This is a genomic window from Mobiluncus sp. (genome assembly GCF_034180645.1).
In the GTDB taxonomy this organism is placed as follows: Bacteria; Actinomycetota; Actinomycetes; order Actinomycetales; family Actinomycetaceae; genus Mobiluncus.
On record NZ_JAXFNY010000008.1, the window covers coordinates 38,738 to 58,433 of the forward strand.

20 protein-coding genes and 1 tRNA gene are annotated in these 19,696 nt (G+C 57.8%); 19 read left to right on the top strand and 2 right to left on the bottom strand.

Features of this window, described 5'->3' with window-relative positions; translation table 11 throughout:
* Positions 1–124: 124 nt before the first annotated feature.
* From SPI05_RS02915 to SPI05_RS02935, 5 genes are all read left to right on the top strand, one after another.
* Positions 125–209 (top strand) — tRNA-Leu (locus SPI05_RS02915).
* Between the two features lie 49 nt (positions 210–258).
* A complete protein-coding gene (locus tag SPI05_RS02920; RefSeq protein ID WP_321076013.1) occupies positions 259–942 on the top strand; it encodes a GNAT family protein in 684 nt (227 codons plus the stop codon).
* Positions 943–958: 16 nt separating this feature from the next.
* Positions 959–1,447 carry a nucleoside triphosphate pyrophosphohydrolase family protein gene (locus tag SPI05_RS02925; RefSeq protein ID WP_321076015.1) on the top strand — a complete coding sequence of 163 codons (489 nt, stop codon included), beginning with the start codon at positions 959–961 and terminating at the stop codon, positions 1,445–1,447.
* 124 nt (positions 1,448–1,571) lie between these two features.
* Positions 1,572–2,666 (top strand): FAD-dependent oxidoreductase, encoded by a 1,095-nt coding sequence (locus SPI05_RS02930; RefSeq protein WP_321076019.1) that lies wholly within the window; start codon positions 1,572–1,574, stop codon positions 2,664–2,666.
* Between the two features lie 149 nt (positions 2,667–2,815).
* Entirely contained in the window at positions 2,816–3,184 is a 369-nt protein-coding gene (locus SPI05_RS02935) for a DNA primase (RefSeq protein WP_321076021.1), read from the top strand.
* Positions 3,185–3,244: 60 nt separating this feature from the next.
* Here SPI05_RS02935 and SPI05_RS02940 read toward each other — a convergent pair whose 3' ends face one another.
* Positions 3,245–4,252 carry an aldo/keto reductase gene (locus SPI05_RS02940; RefSeq protein ID WP_321076023.1) on the bottom strand — a complete coding sequence of 336 codons (1,008 nt, stop codon included), beginning with the start codon at positions 4,250–4,252 and terminating at the stop codon, positions 3,245–3,247.
* A gap of 36 nt (positions 4,253–4,288) precedes the next feature.
* Positions 4,289–5,146, bottom strand: coding sequence for a PD-(D/E)XK nuclease family protein (locus SPI05_RS02945; RefSeq protein WP_321076025.1), 858 nt, complete (start codon positions 5,144–5,146; stop codon positions 4,289–4,291).
* Between the two features lie 90 nt (positions 5,147–5,236).
* On the opposite strand from SPI05_RS02945, the gene SPI05_RS02950 reads away from it, so the two are divergent.
* The 14 genes from SPI05_RS02950 (at position 5,237) to SPI05_RS03015 (ending at position 19,641) form a co-directional block, all read left to right on the top strand.
* Positions 5,237–6,292 (top strand): tRNA (adenine-N1)-methyltransferase, encoded by a 1,056-nt coding sequence (locus SPI05_RS02950; protein WP_321076026.1) that lies wholly within the window; start codon positions 5,237–5,239, stop codon positions 6,290–6,292.
* Positions 6,285–7,868, top strand: coding sequence for a proteasome ATPase (arc, locus tag SPI05_RS02955; protein ID WP_321076028.1), 1,584 nt, complete (start codon positions 6,285–6,287; stop codon positions 7,866–7,868). Before SPI05_RS02950 ends, arc begins: the two co-directional genes overlap by 8 nt.
* A gap of 15 nt (positions 7,869–7,883) precedes the next feature.
* On the top strand, positions 7,884–9,464 hold the full coding sequence (locus SPI05_RS02960; protein ID WP_321076030.1) for a proteasome accessory factor PafA2 family protein: 1,581 nt from the start codon (positions 7,884–7,886) through the stop codon (positions 9,462–9,464).
* A 45-nt stretch (positions 9,465–9,509) separates the two neighbouring features.
* Positions 9,510–9,707 (top strand): ubiquitin-like protein Pup, encoded by a 198-nt coding sequence (locus tag SPI05_RS02965; RefSeq protein ID WP_321076033.1) that lies wholly within the window; start codon positions 9,510–9,512, stop codon positions 9,705–9,707.
* Between the two features lie 3 nt (positions 9,708–9,710).
* Positions 9,711–11,114 carry a proteasome accessory factor PafA2 family protein gene (locus tag SPI05_RS02970; protein ID WP_321076034.1) on the top strand — a complete coding sequence of 468 codons (1,404 nt, stop codon included), beginning with the start codon at positions 9,711–9,713 and terminating at the stop codon, positions 11,112–11,114.
* Positions 11,111–12,778 (top strand): hypothetical protein, encoded by a 1,668-nt coding sequence (locus tag SPI05_RS02975; protein WP_321076037.1) that lies wholly within the window; start codon positions 11,111–11,113, stop codon positions 12,776–12,778. Before SPI05_RS02970 ends, SPI05_RS02975 begins: the two co-directional genes overlap by 4 nt.
* 8 nt (positions 12,779–12,786) lie before the next feature.
* Positions 12,787–13,578 carry an imidazole glycerol phosphate synthase subunit HisF gene (hisF, locus tag SPI05_RS02980; RefSeq protein ID WP_321076039.1) on the top strand — a complete coding sequence of 264 codons (792 nt, stop codon included), beginning with the start codon at positions 12,787–12,789 and terminating at the stop codon, positions 13,576–13,578.
* 127 nt (positions 13,579–13,705) lie between these two features.
* Positions 13,706–14,122 carry a phosphoribosyl-AMP cyclohydrolase gene (gene hisI / locus SPI05_RS02985; protein ID WP_321076041.1) on the top strand — a complete coding sequence of 139 codons (417 nt, stop codon included), beginning with the start codon at positions 13,706–13,708 and terminating at the stop codon, positions 14,120–14,122.
* Positions 14,122–14,970, top strand: a complete 849-nt coding sequence (locus tag SPI05_RS02990) for an indole-3-glycerol phosphate synthase TrpC (protein WP_321076043.1) — start codon at positions 14,122–14,124, stop codon at positions 14,968–14,970. Before hisI ends, SPI05_RS02990 begins: the two co-directional genes overlap by 1 nt.
* On the top strand, positions 14,970–16,052 hold the full coding sequence (gene lgt / locus SPI05_RS02995) for a prolipoprotein diacylglyceryl transferase (RefSeq protein ID WP_321076045.1): 1,083 nt from the start codon (positions 14,970–14,972) through the stop codon (positions 16,050–16,052). The genes SPI05_RS02990 and lgt overlap by 1 nt, the downstream gene beginning before the upstream one ends.
* Before the next feature lie 162 nt (positions 16,053–16,214).
* Entirely contained in the window at positions 16,215–16,454 is a 240-nt protein-coding gene (locus tag SPI05_RS03000) for a hypothetical protein (protein ID WP_296179808.1), read from the top strand.
* A 101-nt stretch (positions 16,455–16,555) separates the two neighbouring features.
* Positions 16,556–16,996, top strand: coding sequence for a translesion error-prone DNA polymerase V autoproteolytic subunit (locus SPI05_RS03005; RefSeq protein WP_321076049.1), 441 nt, complete (start codon positions 16,556–16,558; stop codon positions 16,994–16,996).
* Positions 16,978–18,348 carry a Y-family DNA polymerase gene (locus tag SPI05_RS03010; protein ID WP_321076051.1) on the top strand — a complete coding sequence of 457 codons (1,371 nt, stop codon included), beginning with the start codon at positions 16,978–16,980 and terminating at the stop codon, positions 18,346–18,348. Before SPI05_RS03005 ends, SPI05_RS03010 begins: the two co-directional genes overlap by 19 nt.
* 177 nt (positions 18,349–18,525) lie before the next feature.
* Positions 18,526–19,641, top strand: a complete 1,116-nt coding sequence (locus tag SPI05_RS03015) for a Zn-dependent alcohol dehydrogenase (RefSeq protein ID WP_295026684.1) — start codon at positions 18,526–18,528, stop codon at positions 19,639–19,641.
* Positions 19,642–19,696: the final 55 nt, after the last annotated feature.

Below are 19,696 nucleotides of genomic sequence, written 5' to 3' on the forward strand. Positions count from 1 at the left end.
TTCGCTCCGCGAGCCGGCAATCCCAGGGTTTTGCGCCAAAGTTTCGTACCGGTGCTTTTCCGTTGCGGACTTCGTTTTGAGAATGTTGCCTAAACCCGCTAAATTTGATTTGCCTTTAGCGCCAGCGAGGGTGGCGGAATGGTAGACGCGCAAGCTTGAGGTGCTTGTGACCAATTGCGGTCGTGAGGGTTCAAGTCCCTTTCCTCGCACAAGACCCGGAAATCCGGGTCTTTGTCGTATTTTCGTTCGGGAGGATTCATGTCAGATGCACCTTTCGTTCGAGGAATCGCCAAATCTGTTTCTACCAGTGCCGAAATGGGGGAAATCGGCGCCCATCGGCCCTTTCCGGTGCATGGCACCAACCTGACCTTGGACGTGCCGCGGGCTGCGGACGCCCCCGAAGTTGCGGCCGCTTGCCAGGATCCTGAAATCCAGCGTTTTACGACGGTCCCGGTGCCTTTCGGCCCGGAACACGCGGATAACTTTTTAAACGAACTTTGCCCCCAGTTGTGGGATGAGGGGGGAGCCAGCTGGATTATCCGCACTTATGAATTCCAAACTCCCCACGTGGCGGGCACGATTTCTTTGCGGGTCGGGTTGGAAAAGACCGCCAATGTCGGGTACTGGATGGCGCCAGAGTGGCGGGGCCGCGGGTTGATGCGCGAGGCGCTGCAACTGGCGGTCACCACTGCGTTTAACCTGTTGGGTTTCCAATGCGTGACTTTGCAGGCTCATCCGGATAATCTGGCGTCTATCCGAGTTGCCTGGCTTTGCGGATTCCGTTTTGGCGGCATCTTGCGCGGTATTGGAATGCATCAGGACCAGCGGGAAGACAGGGCCATGGCGACGCTGCTGCCGGGGGACCCGCTGGAACCGGCGACCTCGTGGACCGCCCTTATGAAACTATTGCAGCAAAGTCACCGGGGAAACGCCTCGGACTAGGGAAAGAAGTACAAAAATGAGTGAACCAACACTGCCAGCCCCCGACTCGCGCGACCCCGAAGCCCTCGTGCGGCAATTTCATTATGTTTACGGCCTGCCGGTGGTGACTACCGGACCAAATATTGAAAATGAGCGGATGCATATGCGCTTGTCGCTGATTTTAGAAGAAACTTCCGAGCTAGTGCGCGCTCTGTATGGACAGAAAGCCTATGCGGCCCTGCGCGGGGTCATGGACGGGATTAGCGAACTTGATGAAGGAGAGCGCGATACGGTCGAGGTCGCCGATGCTTTGGCGGATTTGACTTATGTGGTTTACGGCATGGCTTTGGAAGCGGGCATCAACCTGCCGGCAGTATTGCAGGAAGTTCAGGCGTCCAATATGTCAAAGCTGGGTCCCGATGGGAAACCGATTTATCGCGAGGACGGCAAAGTTTTGAAAGGGGAGGGATTCTTTCCCCCGAATATCGCCCGAGCTTTGCAGGTCCCGCTAGCCGCGGAGCTATAGACACCTACGCTTCGCGGGGAGAAATATCTCACGTGAAACCGGTGCACTAGCTGGCTTTTAGGTTAGGATTAAGACGTTTTGTTTGAAATTTGTCAAATCTACGTGAGCCGAAGCGGGAGGTAGTGTGGTTCGAGTTACTGTAGTCGGCGGCGGTTACGGGGGAATTACCGTAGCCGGCGGTTTGGATGATGTCGCCGAAGTAACTTTGGTGGAGCAAAAAGACCAGTTTGTGCATCACGCTGCTGCTTTGCGCGCCGCGGTTGACGATATTTGGACCCACACCATATTCATGCCCTACTCGCGCCTATTGAAGCACGGCCGGGTCGTGCACGGGGAAGCGACCCGCGTCGAGGGAACCACTGTTCACCTGGCAAATCACGACCCTATTGAAGCGGACTATTTGGTTTTAGCCACGGGGACGACCTACCCTTATCCAGCGAAGCACAATATTCCGACCGCATCGTTGGCGAAACGCCGTCTGGAAGAAACCCGGCGTAACCTGTCTCAAGCGAAGCGGGTCATGTTGGTTGGTGCGGGTACTGTCGCTATCGAATTCGCCGGTGAGTTGTTCACGAACTTCCCCGATATGGAAATCATCATGGTGGATCGTTCCCCGCATATTTTGGGTTCCAACGAGTACGCCGAAGACTTGCGTAACGTTTTGACCGCGGAGTTGCAGCAGGCCGGTGTCCATCTGGTTTTGGGCGCTCCTTTGGCTTACTTGCCGCCGACCGACATCGGCGAGTTGGCTCCTTTCCATGTCGAGACTGGGGCCGGAGTCGGGATTGACGCGGACATGTGGTTCCTGTGCTACGGTGCCCAAACGGCTTCTGGCTATCTGCGGGCAAACTACGGTGATTCCCTCAACAGCGAGGGGCAGGTCGCGGTGGACGAATACCTGCGGGTCAGAGGGCAAAATCACGTTTACGCAGTCGGCGACATTACCGATGTTCACGAGTCTAAACGGGCTGATGCCGCCCGGGCGCACGCGCGGGTAGTGGTGGCAAACATTAAGGCAGAAATCGCCGGGCAGGCCCCTACCACTACCTATACCCCTGGCAAGATGTGGATTGTCCTCCCACTGGGGGTCGAGGGCGGAGCATCCCAGTTGACCGGTCCAAACGGTGAATCTCAAATCGTAGGTCCCGATGAGACCTCGGCAATCAAAGGTACCGACCTGATGGTGACGATGGTCAGAGGTCAGCTGCACTTGCCTTAGGCTGTTTTCTGGCTCAACCGTGGCGAATGGTGAGCCCGCACCATGGCACTGCGCTGGCATCATCGGTTGGCTCACGTTCGCGGGGCTAAGCCGCTGGTTTCGCCCGGAATACCCTGCAAACTTTGGTCGTGCCGATTAGAATTAACCCTATGAGAGATCCTCGCACGGAGTTAGATAATTTGATTGCCGCGCTGCAGCGGCATTTGGAAGTGGCGTCTGTGGCGGACAGTGAGATGGACGATTCACCGGTTCTGAGCAACGCCGAAGAAAAACTTCGTGATGCCTTTTTTACCTATGATGACGCGCTGTTTACCGCCACCGGGGTTGAGTTGCCTTTCGACATCTTAGACGAGGACGACGATGACTACGATGACGATGGCAACGACGACGATGATTTCGTAGATGACCTCGACGATGAAGATGATCTCATCGATGACTTCGACGGTGATGACGACGATGATAACGATTATCTAGATGAAGGCGATTTAGAAAACTTTGACCTGCACGGCGAGGACTGATTTCGTCTGTCTCGGTGTCGCCTCTGAGAGGTCACGCTGCGAGAGTGGGATTCAAAAGCGCTAGGCCGCCGGGAGGCGCGGGTCGGATACTTCGTCCAATGCCGACATGACCTGACGCGGCACTTTCGTGCCTAGTGCCCCCAAGATTTGGTGGAACTGTTCGGCGCTACGCGCACCAACGATAGCGCTGGAGACACCGGGCTTTTGCAAAGCCCAAGCAAGCGATACCGCCAGCGGAGAAACCTCCAGGCCCTGAGCCGCGGTCGCCACCGATTCCACAATGCTGCGGTAACGTCCTTGCAGGTAGGGCTGCACAAAACCCTGCAGGTGAAGGGAGGCTCCACGGGAATCAGGGGGCAGGGAGTTGCGATATTTACCGGTCAAAACCCCGCGTCCTAACGCCGACCATCCCAAGAATCCGAATCCCAGCGACTGGGCGGCGGGCAAAACTTCGGCTTCAGCCTGCCGGTTTAACAGCGAGTATTCATTTTCCACTGCCGCTAAACCCGGCACATTGACCGTGCCTTCCCGCAGGCGCGTCGCCGCGTAAGCGCATTGCCAACCTGCATGGTTGGACAGTCCAACGTACCGCGCTTTTCCGCTCGACCAGGCCGACCATAACGCGCCCAGCACCATGTCAAAGTCAGTTTGCGGATCGGGGACTTGAATGAGCCACAAGTCTACGTAATCTGTGCCCAGGGTGGTCAAAGTGCGATCCAGGCTGCTCAAAAGGTTGTGGCGCGAGGCATCCACGAAAGACTCATCGTGACGCCGTGAAACCCCCGCTTTTGACACAATGACCAAGTCCTCACGTGGAAAACCGGACGAGTCTACGCTGGTAGCATCCGTTGCGGTCGAACCGGAGCGACTCAATAGACGCCCCAGCACCTGCTCGGCCTGGCCGTCTCCGTAGGTCGGGGACGTATCTACCAGGTTCCCTCCCGCCTCGACAAAGGCCTCCAACTGAGCGGCCGCTTCGGACTCTAAGGTATCTCGACCCCAGGTCAGGGTTCCCAGTCCCAAGGCTGAAACCCGCATACCGGTATTTCCCAGACGACGCATTTCCATGGTTTCCAGCCTAACCGAGGAAGCGCTCCGAACTGCCTAGCCCGCGGCGGTAGGACCGATTTCTGCAATTATTTCCACCTGCGCCGGGTCCAGGTCCGGGGCTGTGCCACCAAAAGCGGGACACAGGTTTTGAAAGTAGCACCAGTCGCAGAGCCGGGATTGCCGGGTTTCAAAACGTTTCGCTTGCAGGTGAGCGGCTATGTCTGACCACAACGCGTTAAGTTCAGTTTCAAATTCGCTCACATCGGCATCGGTCGGGTCAAACGTCAACACCTGGGGGTTGCCTCCCAAGAACAGCAGCTGGGTGCGTTTGGGGGTGACCTGATACTGTTCCCGGTACAGCAGGGCATACATTCGCATCTGAAACACATATTCCCCGGTAAAGCGCATATCGGGAGCCTTGCCGGTTTTGTAATCGATAATGCGCACGTCCCCGTTGTCTGCCTGTTCCACCCGGTCAATGAAACCGCGCAGCCTTAAACCGCTGGATAATACTGTTTCCACCCCCAGCTCCCGACCGCTGGGACGCAGGCGGCGTGGATCTTCCAGGGAAAAATAGGCATCAATAAGCTGTCGGGCCGCAGCTTTCAATTCGTCCTCGGAAGTCTGGGCCAGGATTTCAGAAAGTTTGTAGGCTCCGTCCGTGACTTTTTCCCAAGCGCTGTCCACGGTTTCGCGTACCGTGGGGGCTTGGCGGTCGGCGGGCGGCAAATCAAACATATCCTCCAGCACCTTATGCACTAAACTGCCGCGCAGGGCTGCGGGGCTTTGCGGCTCAGGGAGTTTGTCGACATACTTGAAACGCCACTTCAGGGGGCATTGTTGAAATTGTTTCGCCGAAGATGCCGAAAGCGCCGGGGGACGAGAGGCCTGGGCAGCAACTGATTCACTCATGCTTTCAGGCTAATCGCCGGGCCGCCAAAAATCCGTCCGTTTACCAACCGATTGTGTCGGGTTGAAAAACCATAGGTTAAGATAAAGGTTATGGCTCAATCTCAGGAAAAACCATCCGTTCCCGGCGGTCCAGCGCGCCGCCGCGGCCCTTTTCGCAGTGGAGAGTGGGTCCAACTGACCGATGAAAAAGGTCGGGTGCATACGACCCTGCTGCGCGAAAACGGCTATTTCCAATGCCATCAAGGAGCCCTGCATCACCGGGAAATCATCGGGAAACCGGAGGGCACAATTGTTCCCGCGGAGCGCGGCGAACACCGCTTCACCGCGCTGCGTCCCCTGCTGGTTGATTATCATCTGTCCATGCCGCGCGGGGCACAAATCCTCTATCCGAAAGATGCCGCGCAAATCGTGATGGAAGGCGATATTTTCCCTGGCGCGACCGTTGTTGAAGCCGGGGTGGGCAGCGGGGCGATGACTATGAGTTTGCTGGGGGCGGTAGGGCTGTCCGGGCACGTCACCAGTTTTGAGTTGCGTCCAGATTTTGCTGAGGTAGCGCGCTGCAACGTGGAAATGTGGTTCTGCGGGGAGGTGGACAACTGGGAGTTACGCTTGGCTGATCTCAGTGAGGGGCTGCACGAGGGCGTGGCGGACCAGACTGTGGATCGCGTGGTGTTGGATATGTTGAAGCCGTGGGAACATTTGGAACAGGTTCACCGGGTGTTGGTGCCTGGCGGGGTGCTGACCTGCTATCTCACCACCATTCCGCAGCTGGCGCGGATGGTCCAAGACTTACGAAACTTCGGGGGATTTACGGCCTTGCGCTCCTGGGAGTCCCTGGCCCGACCCTGGCACGTTGACGGTTTGGCGGTGCGACCCGATCACCGCATGATTGCCCACACCGGATTTATATTTACGGCCCGCCGCTTGGCTGACGGTGAAACTTCCATTCGGCACGGTGAAGAAGCGGTTGGTCAGTTCGACCCCCGCGATGCCCTGTGGGAAAACGAGGAGCTTGACTACGAAGCATCGCGGCCGATTTCGGACCAAAAACTGCGGCGCGTCATCAGAGATGCCCAGGAAAAAGCTGCCTACCAGCGGGAACAGGCGACTCGTCGCACCGGGCTTGAGGAGGAAAACGATGAATGATTCTGACACGAGTATTGAGGACTTGAAACGTGAGGTCATCTCCGTTGGTGAACACAACGCCCGCCTGAAAACCGCCCTGCGAGAATCGAAAACGCAACTGGAGTCCCTGCGTTCCCAACTGCGGCAAATCGGTCAACCTCCCTTGTCGCGAGCCATTTTTGAAGGCTTTTCCACCGACAAGGTACCCGGTGCGGACGCGAGCCAGCCCCCCCGACTGGCCGAGGTCGCTTGGGAAGGCAAACACGTTCGCTTGGCGGTGCAGGAGTTCGCGGGGGTGGACCAGCTGCAGCCGGGAGATACCGTGTGGATAGACGCCACCCCGGTAGTCGTGGGCTTTGCGACCAGAGCCCTGTCTGGAAGCGTGGCGGTCATTCGTGACCTGAAAATGGACCGGGCGGTCGTGCGGCTGTCCAGCGGAACTGAAATTGTAGTGCGCCTGCGTGCCGGATTCGCGAAAACCCTGAAAGCCGGCGACACCCTGTTGGTGGATATGCGTGCCGGTTGGGGAATGGAACTGCTGGAAAGCGCCGGCGTGGAACAGGCCCTGCAGCCCGAAGTTCCGGAAGTAACCTATGACGATATCGGGGGACTGGACACGGAAATCAAACATATCCGCGCTGCCGTAGAGATGCCCTATACCCATCGCGATCTGTTCGCCTCTTACGGTCTGAGCGCACCGAAAGGAGTCTTGCTGTACGGGCCTCCGGGCTGCGGCAAAACCATGCTGGCCAAAGCCGTAGCCACGTCTCTGGCGGTGCAATACGATCAACCCAGCGTGTTCCTCTCCGTGAAAGGACCCGAACTGCTGAGCAAGTTCGTGGGCGAAACCGAGCGGCAGATCCGCGCTATTTTTGACCGCGCCCGGGAACTGGCGGCGGGTACTCACCCCGTGGTGGTGTTCTTTGATGAGATGGAAGCCCTGTTCCGCACCCGCGGTTCCGGTATTTCCTCCGACGTGGAAAATATGCTGGTACCCCAGCTGTTAACCGAGATGGACGGTTTGGACGAACTGCGCGATGTCATTGTCATCGGCGCTTCGAACCGGGAGGACATGATTGACCCGGCGCTGCTGCGCCCCGGCCGTTTCGACGTCAAAATTCGCGTGGGGCGTCCCGATGCGTCAGCTGCACGCGGTATTTTGGCGCACCATCTCAGTCCGGCGACCCCTTTCGATGAGGTACAGACGAACGCTGCCGGGGGAGCAACAGTTTTTGCTGTAAACCTGGTGGAAGCCGCGGTCAATCGCCTATTTGTCCAGGAACCAGCCACGTATCTGTGCACCCTGCGCTACGTTGAGGTGGGGGGCAGAGAACAGGAACGCAAAGTGTTCTTTAACGACATGATTTCCGGGGCTTTACTGGTGTCCATCGCGAACCAAGCCAAAAATCTGGCCATTGGCCGCGAACTGAACGGCGAGAGCCGCGGGGTTCGTCTGGAGGACCTCAACGCCGCGCTTTCCGACACAATCGCCCAGACCGCGGCGCTCACGGCGCTGCTGCCACCGGAGGCTCTAGCGCGGGACTTGGGAATCAACTGTATCGCCAGCGGGGTAGTCCGCGACCCGTCATATTCCTAGTCAGGGGCCGGGCTGATGACAAATCAACGTGTGGTAGGAATCGAAACCGAGTATGGCGTAGCGCTTGACCCGGATACAGAAGTTTACGCAAATCCCAGTCTGCGGCACAGTCCCGAGGGCTTGTCAGTGGTCACGGCACAAGCCGTGCGTTCCTGGCAAGCCAGTTTGCGTCCTGACGGGCGTGCCATCGGCTGGGACTGGGAGGGGGAGGACCCCTTGAACGACCTGCGCGGCACTCGTTTGGAACGTGCCAGCGCTGATCCAACCATGCTGACCGATAATCCCCACCGGTTTGCCCCGGCGGCTTCCCCTGCAGACACTGCCGCAGATGACACGTTTTCCGAACAGGAACTGGTGGGCCAATCTTCTCCCATGCTCACGAATGTGGTGTTGACGAATGGGGGACGGTTCTATGTCGACCATGCTCACCCCGAATACTCCACCCCCGAAGTGTTGACCGCCCGCGACGCGGTGGTGTGGGACGTAGCTGGGGAATACGTAGCCAGACGAGCCATGAGCGTTGCCGCCAGCTACGATTCTCCGATTGCACTGTACAAGAACAACACCGATTCCAAAGGGCTGGCATACGGTTCGCACGAGAACTATCTGTTGTCCCGTGAAGTGCCGTTTGCGCTGCTGCGCGACTGCCTGGTGCCATTTTTGGTGACACGGCCGGTCATCTGCGGTGCGGGGCGGGTTGGTATCGGGAAAAACAGTGAAACTTGCGGTTTCCAAATGTCGCAGCGCGCGGATTTCGTGGGGGATTTGGTTGGTTTGCAAACGACTTTCAACCGCCCCATCGTCAATACTCGTGACGAATCCCACGCCGATTCAAAGTGGCGCCGCCTGCACGTTATTAACGGCGATGCCAACCGGTTCCCCGGCTCTATCCTGGCAAAAGTCGCCTCGAGCCGGGCGTGGCTGGCGGCTTTGGAAGCAGCTTGGAAGTCCAGTCACAGTGCCCCGCCGGTAGAGGGCCTGTTCCTGGAGTGCGATCCGGTAGAAGCTGGGTGGCAAGTCTCCCACGATATTGACTTTGTGACGACCCTGCGGTGTGCTGACGGGACAGAACGCAGTGCTTTGGAGTGGCAGTGGGCCGCGGCGAACACGGTGGCGGATTTCTTACATTCTCAAGACCGGGACGTATTGGTAGCTGATGCCCTCACTGATGCTCTGACCTGGGTAGATACCGTGCGAATGCTGCGCGAAGATTTCGGAGCGGCAGCGCGGCGCATCGAGTGGGTGGCGAAACGCACGATTTTCCAGGCTCTGAGCGAGCGGATTCCCGGGGGCTGGTCCAGTGCGAAACTGGCAGCCCTGGATATTCAGTGGGCTGATTTGCGTCCAGGTTTGTCACCGGTCGATAAGTTGCGAGCTAAAGGCCACGTTGAGGACATCGCGCCCGCCACCGAAATTATTTTGGCGGCCACCCAGCCTCCTGCCGGCACTCGTGCAAAAGTGCGGGGGGACGCGGTAACTCAGCGAAAAGACCTGGTCGCAGCCAGTTGGACATCTTTGGTAGTACGTGTCGGGTGGGACCGGCTGCAGCGCATTTCCCTACTGGATCCGTTCTCGGATGAGGTCCCAACTTCGTAATTGCTTCAATAGCGCATAACCTAATGAATTAGACGAAGTAGCACAATGGAGACTGTTATGAAACAAGACCAGACGAATTATCCGGAGACTCCCGCCTCACCTGACTCGAGCGCGGTCCCGTTCGGACGCGGTCAGATTCAAGAACCGGCCGGACTGGACGACTTGCTCGACGAAATCGAGGACCTGGTCGCCGAGGACGCCGGAACTTTTGTGCAAGGATTTGTGCAAAAAGGCGGGGAGTGAACCTTGGCGCGAAACGCTCACCTGGAACAGTTGCCGCGCCGCATTTTCGGTATCGAAACGGAATACGGCATTCTCGCCGCCGCGGTGTCGGGCGGTGCCCCGGTGGTGGACGCGGACACGGCCGGACGGGTGTTGTTTCATGACGTTTTAGCCCGCAGCCAAAGCACTTCAGTGTTCCTCCCCAATGGTTCACGCCTCTATCTCGATGTTGGGTCCCACCCCGAATACGCTACCGCGGAATGCCTGAGCTTGGACGACATGTTGAACCAGGACCGGGCCGGGGCGGAAATTCTGGCGGAAATGGCAGGTGCGGCCAGCGAGCGCCTGAGTGCCCAAACCGGCACGAAAACCCAGGTACACCTGTTTAAGAACAACCTGGACGCGGCGGGTCACTCGTGCGGTTGCCACGAAAACTATCTGCTCTACCGGGACGGGAAGTTTCGTTCCCTGGTCGATTCCCTCGTCTCATTCCTGGTGACGCGCCAAGTCTTTACCGGGGCCGGCGCCCTGCTGCGAATCCAGGGTGAAACCCGCTTTTGCTTTTCGCAGCGAGCTTTCCAGACAGATGACGCAGTCTCCGCCGCCACGACCTCCACCCGTCCTTTAGTCAATACTCGTGATGAACCCCACGCGGACGCGAAACGGTATCGCCGTTTACATGTCATTGTCGGGGATTCCAACGTTTTGGAGCCTCCGACACGTTTCAAAATCGCGACGATGAACCTGTTGCTGGCCGCTTTGGAGGCCGGCGTGGATTTCTCCGACCTAGCTCTGGTTTCGCCCATCGCCGCGTTACGCGGTATTACCTCGGACGTCACGAGTTTTGGGGGACAAGTCCGGGTGGAACTGACGGACGGCCGGCGCTACGGCGCCCTGGACGTGCAAGAGGTTTTCCGCGACCGTCTGTCAGACGTGTTCTCCGGGGCTGAGTTGGGTGCGGATTACCGCGAGGTGCTGGCCCAGTGGGGGCAATGGTTAGAGGCTTTGCGGAATCAGGAATTGGAGGTTTTGACTGGCCAGTTGGATTGGGCGACAAAGTTGTCTTTGCTCAATGGCCTGCGCCAGCGACATAATCTGGCGTTGGACGATTCGAAGATAGCTCGTTTGGATTTGGCATACCACGACATCACTCCCGGGGGACTTCGCCTGGATCAGCGCGGCTTAGCAACCCGATTGACCTGCCCGGACGCGGTTGAGGCTGCGAAAAATGTGCCTCCGCAAAACACTCGCGCCAAGGTACGCGGCGCGTTGATTGCCGCAGCGCGAGAACACCGGGCGGATTTGCAAGCCGATTGGACTCATTTGCGTTTGCCGGAATCAGGGTTGGGAACCGTGACACTCAGCGACCCCTTCGCGGTTGACAGCGCGGAAGTCGATATGCTTATGAAAACAATGGAGGCAGCTTGAGCGAAGAAACTCCCCGGCGTTCCTCGCACCGAGCCGCGGGCGCGGTTGATGCAGGAACTTACGTCAGGCGTGAGGTTGACCCGAACCTTTCGCCGCGCCGGCGTGCCAGAATGCAGGCACAAGCTGTCGAGCAACAGTCCGCCCCGGCCGCCCCGCCGATGACGGACGGCGCCAAGGACTTGCTGACATCTTGGCTGAAAGCGAACGGTTTCGAGGACTTGGAGTCTTTCCAAGAGATGACCCGCAGAGCCGAATCCCAGCTTCGTCAAACTGCACCGACAGGCGATACGCCCGCTCCCTCCCCAGCGCTTTCGGCGGAAAATCCTGTGTCCAGGTCTTTGGACCCTGCGAACCTGGAGGTGCCCTCCTCACTACCGCCACGGCCAAGCACGTTGCCGCGCCGAGCCACTCGCTCAGCGGTACGCCAGGGAGTGCAAACTCCCGCCGCGGCCTCCCGTCAACTGGATTTCACCTCGCGTCCAGTACCTGCCGAGCCTGACGTTGTGTTGCCTGTCGCGTCCCCGGAAGCGCCAGCAGCCTCCTCTCTTGCTGTTGCGGACACGCCAGCTCAGATAGCTGCGCCACCAGAAGCGCCGGTGCGAGACTCGGTCTTGAATCTTCCTCCCGAAGTCGTGCCCACGGTCAGTTTGCGGCGTGAAGATGTACAAAACCACGCTGTCACGGAATCGAAAAAGCCGAACACTCACAGTCCGCGCCGAGCGGCAAAACTCCGGCGTGCCGCATCTTTACCCCGAACCCCGAAACCGTTGGCGAAAACGAAAGTTGTTCCGATTGCCCTCACCTTGGGGATTTTGCTGGCGCTAAGCGTGGCATTGTTGCTGTTGATTATGTGGTACCGCAGTGCCGTGTCCGTCAGCGACCCCGCGAAATCAAAAATCGAAGTCTTGGGAGCGATTGGTGCCCAACCTGTGCTGACTCTGTCCGAACCCATCCCTCTGGAACAAAGTTCCACCGAACTTTTGATAAAAGGTAGGGGACAACAGATTATAGACGATTCTATCGTGGCGCTGCGGGTCACGGTCTTTTCCGGAATGACCGGGAAACTGCAGTCCACCTCTGGCGATGAATCCGTGCTGGTCGGCTCGCTTTCAGCCAAGGTCTTTGGTACGGAACTGTATAACGCGGTGCGCGGCGCTACCGAAGGCTCGCGCTTTATCTTGAAACAGCCTGTCGAACAACAGGGTACTTCCACCATGGAAATCGGGGTTATCGATATTATCCCGACATCCCTGGACTCCCAGATGGCAGCCTTGCCACCCGATGCTGGGCTGTCCGTAAGCGAAGACCAAGGCCAGGTTCGCCTGGCGATTCTTTCGGACTTTAGCGGTGATTTTCGTTCTTACCCCTTGATAACCGGCTCCGGGGCGACGGTTGATCCCGGCCAAACCGTACTGGTGAAATATCAAGTATTTTCTTACTCGAATCCACCCGCGTTGTTGAAAGACCACTGGTCCGAACCGGTGAAGCTGAAACTTGATGATAAAGTGCAGCAGGGGGTGGCGCGCGGCATCGTGGACCGCAAGATTGGTTCGCGGATGCTCCTGGAGGTGCCGCCCGCCGAAGGCTCTGGCAATCAGGCGACCATCCTGGTGGTAGACATTTTAGCGGCTTGGGATAATCCCGAAGCGACGAAAGAATCTTGAGGTGACAAATGCCGAATCGTTATGCAGACGACACCCTAACCGTGCGTGTCATTCCCTGTTTGGACGTCAACGCGGGCCGCGTAGTCAAAGGTGTCAACTTTGAAAATATGCGCGATGCCGGAGACCCGGTCGAGCTGGCGGCGCGCTACTGCTTAGCCGGAGCGGACGAAATCACGTTCCTGGACGTGTCGGCCTCCGTGGAGGGTCGGGCGACGATGGCGGAAGTCGTGCAGCAGTGCGCTCGTGAAATTTTTGTACCCCTAACGGTCGGCGGGGGCGTACGCAGCGTTGCCGATGTGGAACGGTTACTGAAATCTGGTGCCGATAAGGTCAGTATCAACACCGCCGCGATTGCCCGCCCGGAACTCATTACCGAGATTGCGTCCCGCTTCGGGGTGCAGGTGTTGGTGCTGTCGGCCGATGCCCGGCGGGTCCAGGGTGGGGTACGCACCCCTTCGGGATATGAAGTCACCACGCATGGAGGCAAACAATCGACCGGGATCGACCTGTTGGAATGGATTGGTCAGGCTTGTGAACGCGGAGCCGGGGAAGTGTTGTTGAACTCGATGGATGCTGACGGCACCAAGGCAGGCTTCGATATTGAAATGCTGCAGGCGGTGCGTCCGGTCTGTCCCGTTCCCCTTATTGCTTCGGGCGGGGCGGGTAGTGTTGAACATTTTGTGGCGGCCGCACAAGCCGGGGCGGATGCGGTGTTGGGCGCTTCCGTCTTTCACTTCGGTGAGATTACAGTCGCTGAAGTTAAGGCTGCTCTCAGCGCGGCGGGCTTCCCGATTCGCTAGTTTTCGCGGTAAAGCGTGAAATTTTTGCGGCTTTATTTCGTGACGGGTGACTGCTCTTTTCATTTTGAAAATTAATTTTGCTCTAAGCGATTTGGGTAAATATCCCGTCAGCTGGCAATATAATTCCGTGACCGAATTACCCGATGATGTGTCCCAGCGTCTGAAACGTGATGCCCAGGGGCTGTTTGCTGCGGTCATCCAAGATTTTGACACGTTGCGTGTGCTCATGGTCGGCTATATGGACGATGAGGCTTTGGCGCGCACCCTCTCCGAGGGACGGGTCACCTTCTGGTCGCGCAGCCGTAAGGAGTACTGGCGTAAAGGCGATACTTCCGGTCATGTTCAATTCCTGCGCCAAATCGAGATTGACTGTGATGGAGACGCGTTGCTGCTCCAGGTCAAACAGGTAGGTGCGGCTTGCCATACTGGCACCAGGTCTTGCTTCGATGCTGGAGGAGTCATCGAACCAGCGCGATTGGACGCCGATGTCGCGACATCCTCGTGTGGACCCGGCGACCCGACGACAGAGACGGTGGGACCCTGATGCTGACTTATGAGGAGTTTTACCGTCAAGCCAAAGCCGAGGTGGCCCTGCGTGAGGCCACCCTGCCTTTGGAACTTGTGAAAGAACAGGCCCGCCACGCTACCAGTCCGAAAGACGGCCTGGCGGTGCTGCACTCCCGACCCGGTTTTGTGGCCATTATGGGGGAAATTAAACGGCAGACTCCGACAGCAGGTTTTCTCAATCCCATTGAAGATCCGGTGGAATTGGCCCGAGAATACATCGAGGGAGGGGCAGTAGCGGTTTCCGTGGTGACTGATCGCCCCAACTACCTGGGCACCACCGAAGACTTTGTGCAGGTCCGCCGCGCACTGGACGTACCTCTGTTGCGGAAAGAATACGTAGTCACTCCCTACCAGATTCACGAGTCGCGGGCGATGGGCGCGGACATGGTGCTGCTGATGGTGGCTTTGCTTGAGCCTATGGTGCTGGAAGCATTGGTGGAACGGACGCATTCGCTGGGAATGTGCGCCCTAGTGGAATGTCATTCTCGTTTGGAGGCGCGCCAAGCCATTTCCGCTGGGGCGCGCCTCATCGGCATCAACGCCCGGGACCGGGAAACGGGTGCGGTAGACCTGTCCATGTGCGAGCAAACTATTGACGTGATTCCTCCCGACATCACCGTGGTGGCCGAATCCGGGGTCCACGGCCCACAGGAAGTTTTTGACTATGCCCGAGTCGGGGCTGACGCTATCTTGGTCGGCGAGGCACTGGTGCGTTCCCCGGATCCCGTGACTCTGTTGCGCAAGATGACTTCCGCGGCGCAGCATCCCGCTTTACGGCCTGACCGAGCTTCCCGCTATCGTCATAACGCCGAGGGGCACGATTGATGTCCTCCCTGACTTTTGCCGCAGCACTTTCGGCACCGCTTTCCTCCAGCTGCCTTTTTTCTGCTGTTCGTGCCAGCATTCCCTCCCCGCCTTCGCCGATTTTGCTCAGCCTCGGGCCGCTCACAATCCGCTGGTATGCTTTTTGGATTATCTTGGGCATGGCGCTGGCGATTTTTTGGACCTCCAAGCGTTACCAAGCCCGTGGAGGCAACCCCGAACTGGTGGGCGACATCGGAATCTGGATTTGCCTCTTGGGTATTGTCGGGGCGCGGGCTATGGCGGTATTTTCCTATCCCGGCGACTACTTTGGCCCCGGTATTCCGTGGTGGAAACCCTTTGCCATCTGGCAAGGCGGTTTGGCCATCTATGGTGGTCTGATTGGTGGATTCCTCGCCGCCGTGTGCTTCCTGCGTTTCAAGAAGCAACCCCTGGGGGTGTTCTTAGATGCCCTGGCACCCACAGTTCTGGCCGCCCAAGCCTTAGGCCGCCTGGGCAACTACTTTAATCAGGAAGTCTACGGTAAAGCTACGACCCTGCCTTGGGGGCTAGAGATTAGCCCTCAGATGGCACCGGCAAACACAGCCCCCGGAACCCTGTTCCACCCAACTTTCCTCTATGAAATCATCTGGAACCTTTTGGCCATGGGTATCTTGCTGCTGTATGAAACGATTCGCAAGCGTTCCCATGATTCCGAGTTCGCCCAACAAGTCAATGTTTGCCCCGCGACCGGTCAGTCCTGGGGACGCCTGTGTGCGTGGGAAATCATTGGTCTGTACCTGTTCCTGTACAGTTTGGGACGGTTTTTCCTGGAGTTTGTGCGCATCGACTACCAGTACACGGTGGCCGGGGGAGTCCGCTGGTTCCAAGTCGTCGCTGGCGTCATCGCCGTTGTGGGATTAGCCGTGTTCGCGGCGGCTCGGCACCGCAAACTGCCTGCTGTCCTGACTGAGGCTCCACGCCCCGTCCCGGATTCACCGGAAACGCCACCCACAGAGCCTAACCGAGGACAATCCTCTTGTGACGCCGAATCCGAAGCCGAGACAAACACGACTGCCGATACTTTGAAAAACCCCGAAAAATAAACTTGTACCTGGTCCTAACCCAGATTAAACAGCTATTTTACGAATGTTACGGTATAATGGTCGTATTGAAGCAGTAATTCCAAGGGGGTTTTACTGCGGGGGTTACCGGCGCAACCTATGCGTCCGCCCCTCAGAGGATGAAGAGGAAGAAGGTAAAACATAATGAATATGAATGAATCTATACATCATCTGACTTGGTCGCTTTTTGACCGTAACTCTGATCGTCAAGCGCTTAACTTGTCCCCACGGTCAATTCTGTCCGAGGTAGCGCGTCCCTGGTTTGACGCTTACCGCCACGATCCGATGATCGAGTCGGCTTTGCGTGACTTGAACGAGGGCGGTGCTCGCCGGGTCCGGGCTCTGGATTTCTTGGGATTGGATTTGGTTTCGGCAGCTGCCTAACAGCTAGGCGCTTTCAGTGTAAATTCGCGGTAGGCTCTCGGGCTTGCCGCGAATTTTTGGCTTACTGACCAAACGGGACAAAACATGCTAAAATCGAACATATGTTCGATGATATGCGGTCTGTGAAATCGTGGCGCCCCTACGCATTAGCGCAGTCAGCGCCGCACCCCGGCCTTCCTTTTGCGCCGGATTTGGTGCCGGCAGGGTGGCCTTCACCGTCTCAGGATTACTTTGACCGCGACATTGATTTGAACGAACACCTTATCCGCAATCGACCCGCGACTTTCCTGGTGCGGGTCGCGGGGGACTCCATGATTAACGCGGGCATCAGCGATGGAGACGAACTCATTGTGGACCGTTCCTTAGAGGCAGGGGATGGCAATGTCGTTATCGCTGTTATTGACGGTGAAATGACAGTGAAACGCCTGCGCTTTGGGGTTCATGGCCCGGAACTGCACCCCGCTAATCCGACCTATCCCATACTTCACCCCTCCGAATTGCAAATTTGGGGGGTGGTGACGCGATGTCTGCACCGGCTCTGAGCCCAGGGGTCCGCCGCGCACTGGAGTGCACTCCCAGCTGCGGGGAAACAGCCCGCGAGACGGAGGAATACCAGAGCGGGCTGGTGCATCGGTTTGCCTTAGTAGACGTAGATTCCTGCTTTGCCAGCTGCGAACGGATTTTTCATCCGGAGCTTTCCGGGCGTCCGGTAGTGGTGTTGTCTAACAATGACGGTTGCGTGGTGGCGCGCTCGCGGGAGGCGAAAGCCTTGGGCATTAAGATGGGCATGCCGTGGTTTCAAATCCGGGCGTGGGCCGAGGCCTGCGGCGTGGTAGCCCGGTCTAGTAACTACGAACTTTACGGATCTATCTCGGCGCGAATCATGGAAATCTTGCGCCAGTTTTCCGCCTCGGTAGAGGTCTATTCCATCGATGAGGCATTCCTGACGCTCTACGGCAGACCCGCGGAGCTCCTAGGTATAGCCCGCAGTTTACGATCCCGAATCCTGCACGACCTGGGGGTGCCAGTTTCGGTTGGAATCGCCCCGACCCGGACTTTGGCAAAACTCGCTTCCCACGGCGCCAAACATACCCCGGCCCTGGGCGGGGTGGCCAGCTGGGACGCTTATACCCCAGCCCAGCACGACCGGATTCTACGCGGTACCGAAATCGGCGACTTATGGGGAGTGGGGCGACGCCTCAAAAAACGCCTGGAGGCTCTGGGAATCACGGATGCGTTGCAACTACAGAGAGCTGACCCCAGCGAAATTCGCCGCCGTTTCAACGTAAATCTGCAGCAAACAGTGCTGGAACTCAATGGGGTGCCCTGTATCGAGATTATTGAACGGGATGCGGTGCGCACTTATCAAGTCATGTATTCGCGTTCATTTTCTACGCCGGTGCGCGGAGTCACGCAGGCTTATCAGGTCCTCTCCATTTACTCTCAAAATGTGACGCGCCGTCTGCGTCGTCAACAGATGACCGCCGGGGCTCTGTGGGCTTTTGCCTCTACCGCCTGGTACAAGGAGCCTTTCTCACGAATCAGCGCGATGGCTCCGCTGCACCCGCGCACTGACGACCCGGTGACAGTCCTGAAAGCGGCCGCGAAAGTCCTGCTGGGACAAGTCGATCCGCGAGCGGATTACGTGCGGGCGGGCATCTGCCTGACAGACCTGGGCAAACCTGACCCGCAAGAGCCGCTACCCATGTTTGCCCCGGATCTGGAAGCTCAACGGCGGGGAAAAATTATTGACCGGGTCAACGCGGCGGTGGGAGAGGGCTCTGTAGGGCTGGGTCTGGCGGGACTGAAAGCCGCCCCGGACTGGACTATGAAGCGAGAGATGCTATCTAACCGCGGCACTACGCACTGGTCCGAGCTGGCCCTGGTGCACTAATACAGCTACGCAAAAGCGGAGAAAATGAGCGAGTTAATCCTTATTTACGAAATGTAGTTAAATCAATTGATAAAAATGGGACCCCGGTCCCTTGAAAATAAGCGGAGGGACGCAAGAATTGGTGGTGAGGTTGGAGATTCCAATCGAGTGCTCACCGGACTATCAAAGGAGAAAGTCATGCCTCAAAAGATTCGCGCCTCCATCGCGTATGGTGTTGGTAAAGGGTTTTCTAAGCCCGAAGAACTCATCCTCGATGATCCCATCAAAGCCGAAGTGCTGGTCAATATCGAGGCTTCCGGTCTGTGCCACTCAGACTTGCACCTGGTGGAAGACGACGACAAAATGTTTGAATTTCCGGCTGTATTAGGCCACGAAGTCGCCGGTACGGTAGAAGCCGTCGGCCCGGAAGTCGTGGGGATTAAACCGGGAGATCGCGTGGTGGCCACGTTGGAGCAAATTTGCGGTCATTGCGATAAGTGTATGGGAGGAAAAGCGCATTCCTGCCGTCACCAGGAAGAATGTGTGCGCCAGCCGGGGGAGCCGCCGCGTCTCAAGTTCCCTGATGGGCGTCCGATTACCCAAGCGCTGGGGATTGGCGGCTTCGCTTCCAAGTCCCTGATTCACCAAAATCAGTTGGCGGTGGTGAATAATCAGGTAGATATGGCTGAAGCGGCCTGCATCGGCTGCGCCACCATCACCGGCTTCGGGGCGGCAAAGAACTCGGCAAAAGTACAGCCGGGAGATTTGGTTGCGGTCATCGGCACCGGCGGTATCGGACTGAATGTAATCTCCGGGGCGCGGGTGTGCGGCGCTCGCACCATCATTGCCATCGACGTGTTCGACAACAAGCTCGAATTCGCCAAGAAGTTCGGCGCCACCCACGTGGTCAATGCCAAGAAAGAAGATCCGGTTGAGGCCGTGCGCCGCATCACCGGCGGTGGGGTGGACAAGTCCTTTGAGGCCATCGGGTTTGCGGAAACTATGAAACAGTGCTGGGATATGCTGGCCCAGGGCGGCACCGCCTACTGCATCGGCTTGGCGAAACCAGACGCCACGGTTTCCTTGGAGATTGACCCCATCAACCTGCTGTTTATGCAGCGCGGTTTCAAGGGCGTGTGGATGGGCGCGACAAACCCGAAGCACGACATTCCCTACTATGCGGACTTGGCGGTGGACGGACGGCTTAATATGCACGACATCGTCACGCAGCGCATCCGTTTGGACCAGATTACCGAAGCGTATGAACAGCTCATGCGCGGTGAGGTCATTCGTTCGGTCATCACCGAGTTCTAAACGCTGAAACAGAGCCGTTCGCAATTCCGGGTGAGTCTGCATGGGCTCACCCGGA

What these genes read in the sequence shown, in the direction of transcription:
- SPI05_RS03005 (WP_321076049.1), top strand. Translation starts at nt 16,556, where the DNA reads ATGTTCGATGATATGCGGTCTGTGAAATCGTGGCGCCCCTACGCATTA.
- SPI05_RS02935 (WP_321076021.1), top strand. Translation starts at nt 2,816, where the DNA reads ATGAGAGATCCTCGCACGGAGTTAGATAATTTGATTGCCGCGCTGCAG.
- SPI05_RS02950 (WP_321076026.1), top strand. Translation starts at nt 5,237, where the DNA reads ATGGCTCAATCTCAGGAAAAACCATCCGTTCCCGGCGGTCCAGCGCGC.
- hisF (WP_321076039.1), top strand. Translation starts at nt 12,787, where the DNA reads ATGCCGAATCGTTATGCAGACGACACCCTAACCGTGCGTGTCATTCCC.
- lgt (WP_321076045.1), top strand. Translation starts at nt 14,970, where the DNA reads ATGTCCTCCCTGACTTTTGCCGCAGCACTTTCGGCACCGCTTTCCTCC.
- SPI05_RS02990 (WP_321076043.1), top strand. Translation starts at nt 14,122, where the DNA reads ATGCTGACTTATGAGGAGTTTTACCGTCAAGCCAAAGCCGAGGTGGCC.
- SPI05_RS03000 (WP_296179808.1), top strand. Translation starts at nt 16,215, where the DNA reads ATGAATATGAATGAATCTATACATCATCTGACTTGGTCGCTTTTTGAC.
- SPI05_RS02920 (WP_321076013.1), top strand. Translation starts at nt 259, where the DNA reads ATGTCAGATGCACCTTTCGTTCGAGGAATCGCCAAATCTGTTTCTACC.
- SPI05_RS02940 (WP_321076023.1), bottom strand. Translation starts at nt 4,252, where the DNA reads ATGGAAATGCGTCGTCTGGGAAATACCGGTATGCGGGTTTCAGCCTTG.
- arc (WP_321076028.1), top strand. Translation starts at nt 6,285, where the DNA reads ATGAATGATTCTGACACGAGTATTGAGGACTTGAAACGTGAGGTCATC.
- SPI05_RS02925 (WP_321076015.1), top strand. Translation starts at nt 959, where the DNA reads ATGAGTGAACCAACACTGCCAGCCCCCGACTCGCGCGACCCCGAAGCC.
- SPI05_RS02960 (WP_321076030.1), top strand. Translation starts at nt 7,884, where the DNA reads ATGACAAATCAACGTGTGGTAGGAATCGAAACCGAGTATGGCGTAGCG.
- SPI05_RS02965 (WP_321076033.1), top strand. Translation starts at nt 9,510, where the DNA reads ATGGAGACTGTTATGAAACAAGACCAGACGAATTATCCGGAGACTCCC.
- SPI05_RS02945 (WP_321076025.1), bottom strand. Translation starts at nt 5,146, where the DNA reads ATGAGTGAATCAGTTGCTGCCCAGGCCTCTCGTCCCCCGGCGCTTTCG.
- SPI05_RS03010 (WP_321076051.1), top strand. Translation starts at nt 16,978, where the DNA reads ATGTCTGCACCGGCTCTGAGCCCAGGGGTCCGCCGCGCACTGGAGTGC.
- SPI05_RS03015 (WP_295026684.1), top strand. Translation starts at nt 18,526, where the DNA reads ATGCCTCAAAAGATTCGCGCCTCCATCGCGTATGGTGTTGGTAAAGGG.